General features: G+C 42.8%; 12 protein-coding genes. 1 reads left to right on the top strand and 11 read right to left on the bottom strand.

Translation table 11 applies throughout. The annotated features are described in order from the left end of the window. Positions 1-50: 50 nt before the first annotated feature. From Ga0466249_RS03145 to Ga0466249_RS03110, 8 genes are all read right to left on the bottom strand, one after another. Positions 51-257, bottom strand: coding sequence for a hypothetical protein (locus Ga0466249_RS03145; protein ID WP_215827959.1), 207 nt, complete (start codon positions 255-257; stop codon positions 51-53). A 255-nt stretch (positions 258-512) separates the two neighbouring features. Then, entirely contained in the window at positions 513-2,900 is a 2,388-nt protein-coding gene (locus Ga0466249_RS03140) for a gluzincin family metallopeptidase (RefSeq protein WP_215827958.1), read from the bottom strand. Next, positions 2,897-3,703, bottom strand: a complete 807-nt coding sequence (locus Ga0466249_RS03135) for an ATP-binding cassette domain-containing protein (RefSeq protein ID WP_215827957.1) — start codon at positions 3,701-3,703, stop codon at positions 2,897-2,899. The genes Ga0466249_RS03140 and Ga0466249_RS03135 overlap by 4 nt, the downstream gene beginning before the upstream one ends. 6 nt (positions 3,704-3,709) lie before the next feature. Continuing rightward, positions 3,710-4,588: an ATP-binding cassette domain-containing protein gene (locus Ga0466249_RS03130; protein WP_215827956.1), complete on the bottom strand. Its 879-nt coding sequence runs from the start codon at positions 4,586-4,588 to the stop codon at positions 3,710-3,712. Between the two features lie 9 nt (positions 4,589-4,597). Next, on the bottom strand, positions 4,598-5,407 hold the full coding sequence (locus Ga0466249_RS03125) for a hypothetical protein (protein WP_215827955.1): 810 nt from the start codon (positions 5,405-5,407) through the stop codon (positions 4,598-4,600). Beyond that, positions 5,385-5,954: an RNA polymerase sigma factor gene (locus tag Ga0466249_RS03120; RefSeq protein ID WP_312889687.1), complete on the bottom strand. Its 570-nt coding sequence runs from the start codon at positions 5,952-5,954 to the stop codon at positions 5,385-5,387. The genes Ga0466249_RS03125 and Ga0466249_RS03120 overlap by 23 nt, the downstream gene beginning before the upstream one ends. A 144-nt stretch (positions 5,955-6,098) precedes the next feature. Further along, complete coding sequence (locus tag Ga0466249_RS03115) at positions 6,099-6,371, bottom strand: ArsR/SmtB family transcription factor (RefSeq protein WP_215827954.1); 273 nt, start codon at positions 6,369-6,371, stop codon at positions 6,099-6,101. Positions 6,372-6,394: 23 nt separating this feature from the next. Continuing rightward, positions 6,395-8,863 carry a DsrE/DsrF/DrsH-like family protein gene (locus Ga0466249_RS03110; protein WP_215827953.1) on the bottom strand — a complete coding sequence of 823 codons (2,469 nt, stop codon included), beginning with the start codon at positions 8,861-8,863 and terminating at the stop codon, positions 6,395-6,397. Positions 8,864-9,036: 173 nt separating this feature from the next. Here Ga0466249_RS03110 and Ga0466249_RS03105 point away from each other — a divergent pair, with 173 nt between their 5' ends. Then, entirely contained in the window at positions 9,037-10,446 is a 1,410-nt protein-coding gene (locus Ga0466249_RS03105; RefSeq protein ID WP_215827952.1) for an amino acid permease, read from the top strand. Between the two features lie 162 nt (positions 10,447-10,608). On the opposite strand, the gene Ga0466249_RS03100 is transcribed toward Ga0466249_RS03105, so the two are convergent. From Ga0466249_RS03100 to Ga0466249_RS03090, 3 genes are read right to left on the bottom strand one after another with little or no spacing between them, the layout of a single operon-like run. Then, positions 10,609-11,175 carry a hypothetical protein gene (locus Ga0466249_RS03100; protein WP_246588347.1) on the bottom strand — a complete coding sequence of 189 codons (567 nt, stop codon included), beginning with the start codon at positions 11,173-11,175 and terminating at the stop codon, positions 10,609-10,611. Positions 11,176-11,235: 60 nt separating this feature from the next. Next, positions 11,236-12,456, bottom strand: a complete 1,221-nt coding sequence (locus Ga0466249_RS03095) for an ABC transporter permease (RefSeq protein WP_312889698.1) — start codon at positions 12,454-12,456, stop codon at positions 11,236-11,238. Between the two features lies 1 nt (position 12,457). Beyond that, entirely contained in the window at positions 12,458-13,141 is a 684-nt protein-coding gene (locus Ga0466249_RS03090; protein WP_215827950.1) for an ABC transporter ATP-binding protein, read from the bottom strand. Between the last annotated feature and the right edge of the window lie 16 nt (positions 13,142-13,157).

Raw genomic sequence — 13,157 nt, 5'->3', positions numbered from 1 at the left:
CGCCGATAATGGCTAAGCACTGCTGAATGAAATTGTTAACTGAGTATTCATTACTTTTCCATATCCCGCCTTAGTGAATTTTTCATAAAAAAATTTAATATTTCTGCCATTTGTTTAGGATGAGCCAACGATTGGATGACAAAAACCAATCTACGAAAATAATTTAAATGGAATGCATGGCCGCCCTGTCCACCCCAAGCACTTCGATGTTGAATAAAAAAAACCAAATTACGTCCAAACTGCAGATATTTTTTCATAATAAACCCCTTTGAATTTAGCCCCAACTTTTCCTGTGATTATTTGCACATTTTTATTACGAAAACAAATACAGAAAGGTTCACTCCTTTTGATAAGCTTCTTGAATCAACTGAGCCAACCACTTGGGTAAACATAAATTTTTTCATATTCTCGCTTCTTTCCTTCGTAATTGACTGGATTTCAATAGCAAATTTTGTTTCTACAATAACTACGAAGGAACTAAAAAAAAGTTCAATCAAAAAAAGCGGCCGCCATTACGGCAGCCAATCTTCTAAATTAAAAACAAACAGCGCTAAAGAAGGTTCAGCATTTAATTGACGCATGACATCCTCATTCACCTGCTGCGTTATACTCGCAAGCCGCTGACGAATGTTAGCCGTTTGTTCCGCTGATGCATTGCCCTTCACAAGAACTGCCTCGACACTCTGGGCAAAATCGTCGGGGTTCACTGTTCCCGTTTTGGCCGTTAGTTCATAAAATCGCTGCATCATTGCCTGAAATTCACTTTCGCCCTGCTGGGTATTGCGAATATCATCGAGTGTCAAAAAAACATCTCTGACAACGTCGCCGCCGATCATGTCGGGGCGTATAAAATCACCTTCACCATTTCCCGTTCTTTCGCCAGTTAATAAATTTTGTTTGACTTGATCATAAAAACCCGGTTGCTGATTTTTATCAACATACAAAGCATACAAATAGAGCATTAAGCTTTCCGTAATATCGCCATGACGACTATCGTCAATTCCGGTAATATCCGCCTGCCACCACCGCTGTAATACGGCAATCGCCAATTTATTCGTTCGAATGCCATCGAGAAAATCTAAATGCCAAACATCTTTCCGAAATAAATTTTCACTAAGCGCAATAGCATTCGTGAGCGTTAAGCTTTTAACAGGCGTCCCATCGTCGGTACAAAAAAAGCAAGGCGGCAATTCTACTAATGTATAGAGTGGAGCCGCATCGTCATCAGTTAAATTTCTTGCTGGCTGTATCAGATTCTCAACAAATTGATAGGGCTTAGCTAATGAAGTCAAGACTTGATCCACGTTGCCTTGATGCCTCGGATAATTGTACACGGCTACACTGTCACGTTGTCCGGGAATTGTTTTTTTTTCATAATGATAAGGACCGGCAAACAAAAATATATCTTTTCCCATGGGGGATTCGAAATAGTAACGTTGTTTATAAGAACCCTTAAGCCACTCCTGACCAACTTGTTCCAAGTTGGCCCCGACTGTACTGTCTGTGTCAATATCGACAGTCAGCTGAAATGGAACTGCATCATGTCTAGCCGTTTTCGCCCATAAAGTATTTTTGATCGAATCGTTACTAAGCGCAGTATAAAACAAACTATTTTTGAGATCGTTACCAGGCGCAGTATAGAATTTACGCTGATATAATGGCTGATCACCTGGAATTGGATACCAAGCATAACCACTGCGCAACAACGAAAAATCCGCAGCAATCAAGTTCACTGGCCCTGTAGGCCGAGCGAGTCTGTCGTCAAACCACTCCCAAACTCGACCGGAATAGGACACATTCAAAGTAAAAGACTTCTCCTGTCGATAATGTTCAGGCAGACGAACAAGCAGGCGAGAGCCTTCGCGCCACCACTCCACTCCTTCAGCCTGACCATCAACTGTTACTTCACTCACTTGAAAACAGTTACGTAAAGTAAATACCAACGGTCCCGCTGAAGTATCCGTTACATTAAGCTTTAAATGGGCCGTACCCGCCAACTGATGATCCTTCGTCTGAAGCTGCACCTCCAAATGATAGGCTTCCAGATTAGGCGCAATAGCCCCCTGAGTACTAATCACTGTCGCTGAATCCAACGATTCTTGTAAGGCCAAGCGAAAATCCCGTTCCCGTCCATCAAGTTCTTGCCAAACAACACAGCCCGCTCCGAGTCCGCATGCCACTGCAACCAATAAAATAGCAATAACGAACTTTGAGCGCCGAATAGATTCCCCGCGCCGAATCATTTGCATCATAACGGAAATCACGAAAAATAAAGCCGCCATTGCCAATTGGGTAGTCGCAAAGTTCCCCAGTAACTCTTGTTGCGGAAAATATCCTACCGCAGCCGATGGCGCTGCTGGCAACATCACACCATGACCAAACAAAACTAATTTACTCCAAGCTGGAAAATAATTTAAATTACTAGCGAATTCAAGCTCCAGAATCCAACAAATTCCGATGAAAATATAAAGCCAAAAAGAACGTTGTGTAATTGCTCCTAACAAAAATACAAATCCAATACTCGTAGCGCAAGTAATCACATATTTAAGCGTAACAAAGACCACGGAAGAACAGCTAAACAGCCAATCTGCCGGCACAAAATCAGGCAATAACCCCACTACAATCAACATAAACGGCCATAAACTGAGCAGGAGAAAAAAATTCGCCACTGCACGCGCCAAATATACTATCGGTGTCGAATGAGGCAAAGCCGATAGAATACGACCAAAACCAGTCCAACGATCCCTGACTAACCCTTTAGCAACCAAAAATTGCAGCAAGAGAACATTGAGAGTAGATAGTCCCGCGGAAAAAATAATCAAAAGCCCCATAAGCCAAAAACTTTTACTACGAAGATAAAGTTTGAGCTCGCAAACAACAAGTCCTAAAAAAACGCTCATTTCTTCACCCGCTTCCGTAAAACAGCCCGATAGCCTCGCTCAAGGGCATTTCGCGATTTTCCCACTATGAGCTCGTCACACACAAGCACATCCCTTTCTTCGTTAGCACAAGCTGCCAGTTCGGCAGGCGTTCCCATAAAACACCTTTGCCCTTGCGTCAACACCAAAACAATATCCGCACAATGAACATCAGCTAACAAGGATGATGCCAAAATCACACTACGCTGCTGCCCAATCTGAACCATCAAAGCATGCAATTTATTTCGTTCTTCAGGATCAAGTCCCGCTGTAGGTTCATCTAGCAGTAATACGGCAGCATCCCCTAGTAAGGCTTGCGCAATACCGACCTTTTGACGCATCCCCCGTGAATAAGTTCCTACGCGCTGCTGCGCCATCGCCACCAATCCCGTTTGTTGCAAAACAACTGCCACAGCTTCCTCGCGTCGCCGTCGATCAGTAATTCCTTTCAACAATGCGACATAATATAAGTGTTCTTGCGCAGTAAATTGCGGATAGAGACCAAAGTTTTGCGGCAAATAACTCACGCAGCCACGCAAAACAGAACGATCGCAAACCTGTCCATTCGTCATAACCGTCCCATCCTGCGGTATAACCAGACCAGCCAATACTTGCAATAACGTTGTTTTCCCTGATCCATTCGGACCCAGAATCACATTGACGCCCCGATTAAATTGGCAATTCAAATTTTCTAAAGCATAGACACCATGTCGATACTTTGGCCAATATCTGCGCCAACCTAATACGGAATGACGCACGGTAATCTGTTCTCCTGCGATCATCATAAGTGACTATCCCCTATCTGCCTCACGAAAGCGCTGCACCCAAAACAAGTAAGCATCTTCTAAGGAAGGTTCCACAGATTTTGCTCCTGAAATCAGCGGTCTGGTGCTGCTTAAAATACGATATCGACAGTGTTCACCGTCAAAAACAGCCTCACTGCCTGGATAACGCTGTTGAAGTACCATTCCTTCGCTTTTACTTGTTTCACCTGCCCAAACCTTTCCCTGTGCTTCATCTATAAAGACGGTAGGTAGACCGGCAAATTGCAAGGTTCCTTGAATAATCAGTAATAATTGATCCATAGCTAAACCAGTCAAAATATGAGTGCTAATTAAAACCACCCGTTCTTGTGACAATTGACTAAGAAGCTCACCTGCTTTTTCCATTTCAGCGGCATCTAACCCGCAAAAGGGTTCATCAAGCACCAAAATTTTCGGATTATTCAATAAAGCCTGAGCAATCCCCAGACGCTGCCTCAAGCCATTAGACCACGCCGCAACTTTGATGCTGCACTGAGCGCCGATTTCTAAGAGTTCCGCAACATATTCAGGCCGTTCACGTCCTTGCTCATGAAATAAGCCTTTTAAACCTGCCATATAACGCAAAAATTCCATCCCAGTCATATGCTCATAACAACCGAAATTTTGCGGCAAATAACCCAGTCCCATTTTATAGCGCCGTACATCTGCAAATACATCGCAACCATCACACAGGAAACTTCCCTCATCGGGTTTCATAATAGCCGCTATCATCCGCAATAGCGTTGATTTTCCCGCTCCATTCGGGCCGACAAGAACATTGAGTCCTTTGCCCAAACAAACAGAAACAGGATTTAATATAAAGTCAGTTCCGGCAAAACGCTTACTGATTGCTGTAAGTTGTAACATTTGCCTTCCTCACCCCTTTGCTTCCAACCATTTATACGAATAAAAAATCAGACAGATTCCAATAGACAAACTGATAAAATCAAAAAAGAGTAGCGAGTGATCAGGTAACAAACGCACTAACATAGAACTTTCTTTTCCTGTCTTTAATTGCAAAAACCACGCCAGTGCCGACACACAACAACCACTCGTAGTATCGAAACGCAGTGACGTCGCCAAAGCAACTCCCAAGACAAAAAACAAGGGGGCTAGCCAACTCATGACTACCTGCCACAATATCCCTCCCTGGCCATTGCCTACTGCGAGTGTCGCCAGTGAACACAAAAAAGTATCATATCCCAGTACCAATAATAGTCGCGCTGCAGCAATTTGCGCTGGTGAATAAGGGCAAGCCGCCTCCAGTTCATCAACTCCGCTATGCTGCGCTCTGAAGGTATAGACAATCGTCAAAATTCCCAGCACAGGAGAAGAATTGGCCAAAAACATCAAAGTATTCCCATCAAATGCATTCGTTAAAAACAAACCGACAAACAAACTTAAAACCGTCCCGACAATAAATTTTTTACTGATGATCATCCATTGTGGACGCAACAATTGCCAGACCGAAGAGGAATAAGTTTGCCTAGTCTCATGCTTTATTACTGACGGTTTAGGAAGCAGCGGCTTCAGTTGAGCAATCAAATTCTCCGTTTCTTGCTCAGAAGGAGACTTCACCGTATATTCATCAAGCATCTCCATCATATTGAGCAAATCTTCTTGATCCATCGGCTCATCTAATTCACAAAAAATCTCGCGCTGTTTATCCGTTAATTCTGATTTCATCGCAATCCGCTCCTTCTGCAAAAAAGTTCTTTAACTGATGTAAAGCGGTCGAAAGCCTTGATTTAACAGTGCCTACTGGAATTTGCAAGGTTATAGCAATTTCATCTAATTTGAGATCTTGATAATAACGCAGCACCAAAACTTCACGATAAATTGTCTTAAGACTTCCGACGGCTGTCAGAACAACTTCCCGCTGGTCATGAATAAGCAACTGATTTTCAGCAATATCCGGACTCAGCATCATTCCATCCATATTTTCCAACCCGCCCACATCTCTTGACAAATACGTCTTTTTTAAATAATCTTTGTAAGCATTAGAGGCAATCGCAAAAATCCACGGCCTAAAAGGCAATGAACTTCTATACTGATGAATATTGCGAAAAATTTTAATAAAAACCTCTTGTACGATGTCATTCGCCACATGATATTCACCGCCCAATCTGACAATATAGCCATGTATCGGTCCATGATAACGACGAACGATCGCTTCAAAAGCACACTCTTTTCCTTGTTGAATTTGCATTGCTAAACATTCATCAGAAATCACTCAAATCACCTATCCCATACTTTGTACGATAGATACGATAAAAAAGTTCGCTCCTCAAAAAATATTATATGATACAAAATTATCATGTCTCGATCCGAATGGCAAATGCTCCTAGCCTGCATGATGCAAGCTAGGAGCATTTTACTAATGAAACAACACCTCTGCAATTTCACAAACCTCTTTATTAACCACCTTATAACAAATTTCAAGACCCTTGCGCTCGCCTTCAATAATACCGGCAGCCTTTAACTTTGCCAAATGCTGCGATACAGTCGATTGCGGAAGTCCTAAGCATTCCTGCATTTTCGTAACATTACACTGATTTTCAATCAATCCCTTTACAATACAAAGTCGTACTGGATGAGCCAAGGCTTTTAATAGCTCACTTTGCTTTTCATACTGTTTCAGATTCTGCATAAGATCCCCCGTATTTTATCACTTTAGATAAATAAATTAGTATCAGCCAATTCGGCAGCACTCAAATAAGTGGCGACTCCGCCGATTTCGATGCCGTCAATCAGTTCTTCGCGCTTGATACCCATAACATCCATGGACATACTGCAAGCCATAAGCCGAACTCCCTGTCCTTTAGCCTGTTCCATTAAATCTTCTAGCGGAGCAATTTGTTTAGTATTCATCATATACCGCATCAATTTGCTCCCTACGCCCCCCATATTGAGCTTAGACAAAGCTAATCTTTGTGAGCCGCGCGGCATCATGATACCAAACATACGCTCTAAAAAGGTCTTTTTGACCTCGATCGACTGCGTTTTCCGTAAAATATTCAATCCCCAAAAGGTAAAGAACATGGTAACTTTTCGCCCCATCGCCGCTGCTCCATTAGCAATAATAAATGAAGCCATGGCTTTATCCAAATCGCTGCTAAAAACGACGAGTGTCTTATCATGTCCACCAATCGGCACATCAGCTGAAATACCGGAGTTTTTCTTTTGAATATAGGCAATAGTAACTAAATCGGATGTCTTTATTGCCAACAAACGATTTCCTGTCGTACGGCACCAGGCCGTTACATCATTCGTGAAAGCCGGATCAGTCACGGTTACTTCCAGAATTTGATCCGCCTTCATTTCTCCCAGCGTTTTGTATACCTGCATAATCGGTCCCGGACACTGCAATCCCGATGCATCTATTTTTTGATCCGCCTGAATTTCAGCTGGGTCCAAAACCTGAACAGGTTCAGTAGCTAATTCACCACTTTCTTGCTCAAATAAGTCATTATCATACAAATGACGATTTGATTGTTCTTCTATCGCTGCAGCATACGTTTTATAGCCGCCGCTTAAATTTCTGAGCTGCTGAAATCCATGTTGCACTAAAATCCGATAGGCTAAATACCCTCTGAGGCCAACTTGGCAAAATAAAATGACTTCCTTATCTAATGGAATTTCGTCCAACCGCGTGCGTAGTTCATCCACGGGGATATTGACAGCCCCTTCAATCGTCCCCAGTGAAAATTCCACCGACGTGCGCACATCAATCAACACCACTTCATCTTTATTAAGCTTGGCAATATCATGCCAATGAATCACTTGACAGTCCTTTTTCAAAATATTACTCGCCACATATCCCGCCATATTGACAGGATCTTTCGCAGAAGAATAGGGTGGCGCATAGGAAAGTTCCAATTTTTCCAAATCATAAACCGTCATACCGGCGCGAATCGCCGTAGCAATGACGTCAATCCGTTTTTCCACTCCCTGATTGCCACTCGCTTGCGCCCCAAGCACCTTACCTGTATCAGGCGAAAAAATAATTTTCAATGAAATGGGCGTAGCGCCGCGATAATAAGACGCATGGGACATGGCATGAGTAATCGATGTTTCATAGGGGATCTTGAGTCGTTTGAGAATTTTTTCATTGTTTCCCGTAAAAGCCACAGTTAAATCAAAAACCTTAAGAACAGATGTCCCTTGTGTACCAGCATATTCCTCATAAAATCCGCAAATATTATTCGCCGCAATGCGTCCCTGCTTATTGGCTGGACCCGCCAGTGGAATCATGGCAGGCTGCCCATTGACAAAATCGGTTATCTCTATAGCATCACCTACGGCATAGATATCAGGAGCAGATGTTCTGAGTGTCTTATTGACTTGAATACCGCCTCGGACTCCGACTGCCAGTCCGGCTGCTTTCGCTAGCTGATTTTCCGGTGTAACACCAATACCGAGTACAATCAGATCTGTTTTCAATTCTTCCCCACTAGCTAGTTCAACAACGGAATAATCCATTTCCTGTCTTACAGCCTGAATTCCATCCTGTAAATATAATTCTAACCCATTTTCCTTCAAATGGCGATGCACTAAGGCGGCCATTTCGAAATCAATCGGACCGATTACTTGATCAGCCAATTCAACCAAAGTAACCTTCACACCGCGTTCAACCAAATTTTCCGCCAACTCAATGCCAATAAATCCGCCACCCACCACAACGGCCCGTTTGGGCTGCTTCATATCAACAAACCGTTTTAACGCATACGTATCAGGAATATTACGCATGGTAAAAACATTTTCCCCATTGAGACCAGGAATATTCGGTTTAATTGGCGCAGCTCCCGGCGACAGAATCAATTGTTCATAAGACTCTGCATAGCGTTTTCCTGTTGCCAACTCATGGACAGTCACCGTTTTACCGTTGACATCAATACTTTCCACTTCACTGCCTGTCCTGACATCAATGCGAAACCGAGCCTTCATAGCTTCCGGCGTTTGCACAAGCAGTTGTTCTTTATTACGGATCACATCACCTACATAATAGGGTAGCCCGCAATTGGCAAAAGAAATATGTTCACCCCGTTCAAACAAAATAATCTCACATTCTTCATCGAGTCGCCGCAAACGTGCCGCCGCGCTGGCTCCGCCAGCCACACCACCAATAATTAATACTTTCATCCCAACCACTCCTTATCCATAAAATCATTATATTTATATATTACGATATATTGATATAATGAGTCAAGAAATTCTTTCAACCAACGTAGTAATTATACCCAAGGTTATGCACTTTGTTCAGTTAGTATAACTCCGAGTCTACTGTCAAAACTAGAGATAAAAGGAGCGAAACAATGGCACTAAATTTAAAAAGCTTTTTCAATTGCAAAAACAGTAACATCTGTTCCCAACCTCATGAACCTGCTAAACATGGTTTTAATCAATCTCAATTTATCATTATGGCTTTAGGCAATATTATTGGCTCAGGCATTTTTCTAGCAAGTAGTACAGTCATCATCCTTGCGGGAGCATTCGCTCCCATCGCCTACTTGCTGGGCGGCCTTATTATGATGAGCGAAGTAGCCTTTATTACTGAAATGTCTATTGCAAATCCCGCACCCGGTTCATTTAAGGTCCATGCCCAACAAATTTTTGGCCGTTGGTGGGGATATGTCATCGGTTGGATGTTCTGGACAAGCGCTGTACTCGGAATGGCAAGTGAAGTAACGGCCTGTGCACTTTTTATGCGAATCTGGTTTCCGTCCATCCCCTTATGGCTATTCAGTTTGGTTTTTGCACTGCTAGTAACAGCCATCAATTTATGTGATGCAAAAGGCCTCAGTCGTGTAGAATTTGGGTTGGCCTCCATAAAAATTATTACACTCATTCTTTTCATATTCGTGGGAACATTGATGGCTTTCGGTCTTTCCATAGGATCGGCAAGGGAAAACTTTTCTATATTCGCAAGTGCACTTACAGAGCCATTCTTAGGGATTAGCGGTCTCTTATCCTCCATGATCGTTGTACTATTTGCCTACACTGGAACAGGTATTATCGGCTTGGCCATCACAGAAACAAAACAACCTGAACAAACTGTGCCTCAGGCAGCGATGATTGTCTCAGGTACCGTCGTCATCCTCTATACCCTTTCGACCGTACTGTTACTTGCCTTACTGCCAGAACAACTACTTGATAAAACCATCAGTCCCTTTATGTCAGTATTTAGCCTGCTCAATATTCCTTTTGCGACGGATGTCCTCAATTTCATCTTGTTAACTGCGGCACTCTCGTCACTTAATACGCAAGTTTACAGTTCCTCACGAATGCTGCTCTCGCTCGCCAAAAACAGCGAAGCCCCAAAACAAATCGCCTACAAAAATAACAAAGGCGTCCCCTCAAAAGCGGTACTACTCAGTGGATTCACATTGCTGCTGGCTGTTCTTGTCTCTTATATCCTGCCTGAAAAAGTATTCATCTATACAATCAGTGCCAGTGGTGTCCTGGCACTTGTCAACTGGATGAGTGTTTCCGCCACTCACTATTTCTACCGAGGCGAATTAATACAAAACTGCCCTGAAAAGTTGAAATATAAGGCACCTGGATATCCTTACTTATCTTGGATCGTGTCCGCCTTTATTTTATTGATTTTAGCATCAGCTCCACTCTATCCTGACCAAATTCCAGGACTTTGGACAAGCAGTGCCATCTTAATTTTAATAGGGTTATCCTATTGGATTCTTCATGGTCCCAACAAAAATTCATAATAACAGTTTTCGACAAAAAAATAACCCACGTAAAATCAGCGTGGATTATTTTTTGTTTTTCAGATACCTGTTTGCTCGCATGGGTGATCCCGTTCCAGCTACAATCGAATAGTCCATAGCAGCTACGTTAATCGTAACAAAATACGATAATCTTTTAGTACATCATTGTGCCGCAGGTGTTGTAGAAGTTGAACCCTTCAGTAGTTGAAAGACATCTGTTAATGCCGACCCAAGCATATTCGAAAGAGAATCCAATGTTGACAACGCACTATCGCCATCAGGCCGGGTAACTGTTTTATCGACGATATAATCATTCGCAGCTGTTGAATAAGCTTTAAGATCCAGTGCCACATCCCAGGGGCGCACCGAAAATAGCACAATATAATTTACATGACGCTTAGCACCATAAGTTGCCAGCGAATCTAAAGTGGCATCTCCGGCCGAATGGATATTGCAGTCGCTTAAATCCCGCAGCACACCATCACCTGACTGTACTTCACTGCCTAACATTAAAAGATTCAATTTGAAACGAATGACATCATTCAACGCCTTATTTAACATATCCATACCAGGAATATAATGACCCGTCGTATCAATATAAAGTGCCACAGCCGCTAAATCATTGTCAGCAGCAACAGGATCAGCCAACGCAGGCAACGCTGTCAAAGCCATAACAAACAAAGTCAACAAAACCATCCAAGAAATTTTCGTACGAATTTTAGAGTACAAAATATCTCACCTCACAAGTAGAATGATTATTAAATTCTCTAAAGCTAAAAAGGTTCCTGCTTATTCGTAACGCAATGCCTCAATGGGATCGAGCAGGGCAGCTTTCCGAGCCGGATAAATTCCAAAAAACAAGCCCACTGCAACAGAAAATCCAAAAGACACCAAGATGGGCAAAAGCGAAATGACCGTATTTAAACTGCCAAACGCCGAAATGGCAAATGCTGCGGCAACTCCTAAAATAATACCCCAAGTCCCGCCAAGCACTCCAATCACAATCGATTCAATCAAAAACTGCAGCATAATATCGTGATAGGTTGCTCCAAGTGCCTTCCTAATACCAATTTCCCGAGTTCTTTCCGTTACCGAGACCATCATGATATTCATAATGCCAATTCCGCCAACTAAAAGCGAAATAGCCGCAATACTCCCAAGCAACAAAGTAATCGTTTCCGTTGTTTCTGTTGCCATTGCCATAATACTGGTTAGATTACGTACAGTAAAGTCATCTTGTTTATCCCCAGTAATCTTATGCCGCTGACGCAGTAATGTAGTAATCTGGTCCTGTACCTGATCCATTTCATCCATTTTAGAGACTTGAATACTGATGGAGTGCAAATAAGTAATACCAATCAATCGTTCTTGTGCCGTTGTCAGCGGCACCATGACAATATCATCCTGATCTTGCCCCATGGCCGATTGGCCTTTACTGTCTAAAACACCAATAACCTGATAAGGCGTATTATTGATACGAACATTTTGCCCTGTCGGATTCATCTCACCAAATAAATTTTCCGCAACAGTAGCTCCCAAAACTACCACCCGGTTACGAGAATTCATATCACGCTGCGAAATAAAACTACCACTGCCCACTGTTAAATTACGGATCGACATATAATCCGGCGTAATTCCCTGTACCGTTGTTGTCCAGTTCTGATTTCCAGCAACGATCTGATAAGATTTGCTGACTGTCGGTGCCAAATATTCAATTCCTTTCGCAGCTTGCTTAATATAATTCGCATCATCTAGCAATAGTGTAGTACTAGTGCCTAAAGCAGAATGCCCGCCACCTTGTGAAGTGGCAGCACCAGGCGTCACAATCAACATATTGCTACCCAAACTAGCAATCGAATTTTGCACTTTTTCCCTAACGCCCATCCCGATGGACACCATAGCAATGACGGCGCCGACGCCAATGATAATTCCCAGCATCGTTAAAATAGAACGAAGCTTATTGGCAAGCAAAGCACGCAGTGCAATGACAATGCTTTCTTTAAACATGATATTACTGCTCCTTTATTTCATCGCTGATAATCAGTCCATCCCGCACAGTAATGACACGTTTGGCATATTCTGCAATATCTGGTTCATGAGTAACCAGGATGACCGTTTTTTCTTGCTCGTGCAACTTGCTAAAGATATTCATAATTTCAATGCTAGAATGACTATCCAAATTTCCTGTTGGTTCGTCGGCCATAATAATACTCGGATCATTGATCAACGCTCTGGCAATAGCCACCCGCTGACGTTGGCCGCCTGACAATTCATTCGGTAAATGCTTTTTGCGCGAAGCAAGTCCAACGGAATCCAAAATCAAAGCTGCCCGCTGCATCCGCTCTTTTTCCGTCACGCCTGCATACACAAGTGGCAATGCCACATTGTCCAAAGCTGATACGCGCGACAACAGATTAAAATTCTGAAATACAAAGCCTATACGTTTATTACGTGTCTTGGCCAGTTCATCATCCTTTAAAGTAGCCACTTCCTGTCCCTCCAAAAGATAAGAGCCGCTGCTTGGTCGATCTAAACAACCAAGAATATTCATCAGTGTCGATTTTCCTGAACCCGAAGGCCCCATAATCGCAACAAACTCACCCGTTTTTATCTCTAGCGAAATGCCACCTAGAGCGGCCACAGTGTCCTCGCCAATTTGATAGTATTTAGTTACTTCCTTCAGAAAAATTCCCATGACCCTTCATCCCCTT

The sequence above is a fragment of the Pelorhabdus rhamnosifermentans genome (assembly GCF_018835585.1).
GTDB lineage: Bacteria > Bacillota > Negativicutes > UMGS1260 > UMGS1260 > Pelorhabdus > Pelorhabdus rhamnosifermentans.
This window is presented reverse-complemented; position numbering and strand designations above follow the sequence as displayed.

What these genes read in the sequence shown, in the direction of transcription:
- Ga0466249_RS03145 (WP_215827959.1), bottom strand. Translation starts at nt 257, where the DNA reads ATGAAAAAATATCTGCAGTTTGGACGTAATTTGGTTTTTTTTATTCAA.
- Ga0466249_RS03140 (WP_215827958.1), bottom strand. Translation starts at nt 2,900, where the DNA reads ATGAGCGTTTTTTTAGGACTTGTTGTTTGCGAGCTCAAACTTTATCTT.
- Ga0466249_RS03135 (WP_215827957.1), bottom strand. Translation starts at nt 3,703, where the DNA reads ATGATGATCGCAGGAGAACAGATTACCGTGCGTCATTCCGTATTAGGT.
- Ga0466249_RS03130 (WP_215827956.1), bottom strand. Translation starts at nt 4,588, where the DNA reads ATGTTACAACTTACAGCAATCAGTAAGCGTTTTGCCGGAACTGACTTT.
- Ga0466249_RS03125 (WP_215827955.1), bottom strand. Translation starts at nt 5,407, where the DNA reads ATGAAATCAGAATTAACGGATAAACAGCGCGAGATTTTTTGTGAATTA.
- Ga0466249_RS03115 (WP_215827954.1), bottom strand. Translation starts at nt 6,371, where the DNA reads ATGCAGAATCTGAAACAGTATGAAAAGCAAAGTGAGCTATTAAAAGCC.
- Ga0466249_RS03110 (WP_215827953.1), bottom strand. Translation starts at nt 8,863, where the DNA reads ATGAAAGTATTAATTATTGGTGGTGTGGCTGGCGGAGCCAGCGCGGCG.
- Ga0466249_RS03105 (WP_215827952.1), top strand. Translation starts at nt 9,037, where the DNA reads ATGGCACTAAATTTAAAAAGCTTTTTCAATTGCAAAAACAGTAACATC.
- Ga0466249_RS03090 (WP_215827950.1), bottom strand. Translation starts at nt 13,141, where the DNA reads ATGGGAATTTTTCTGAAGGAAGTAACTAAATACTATCAAATTGGCGAG.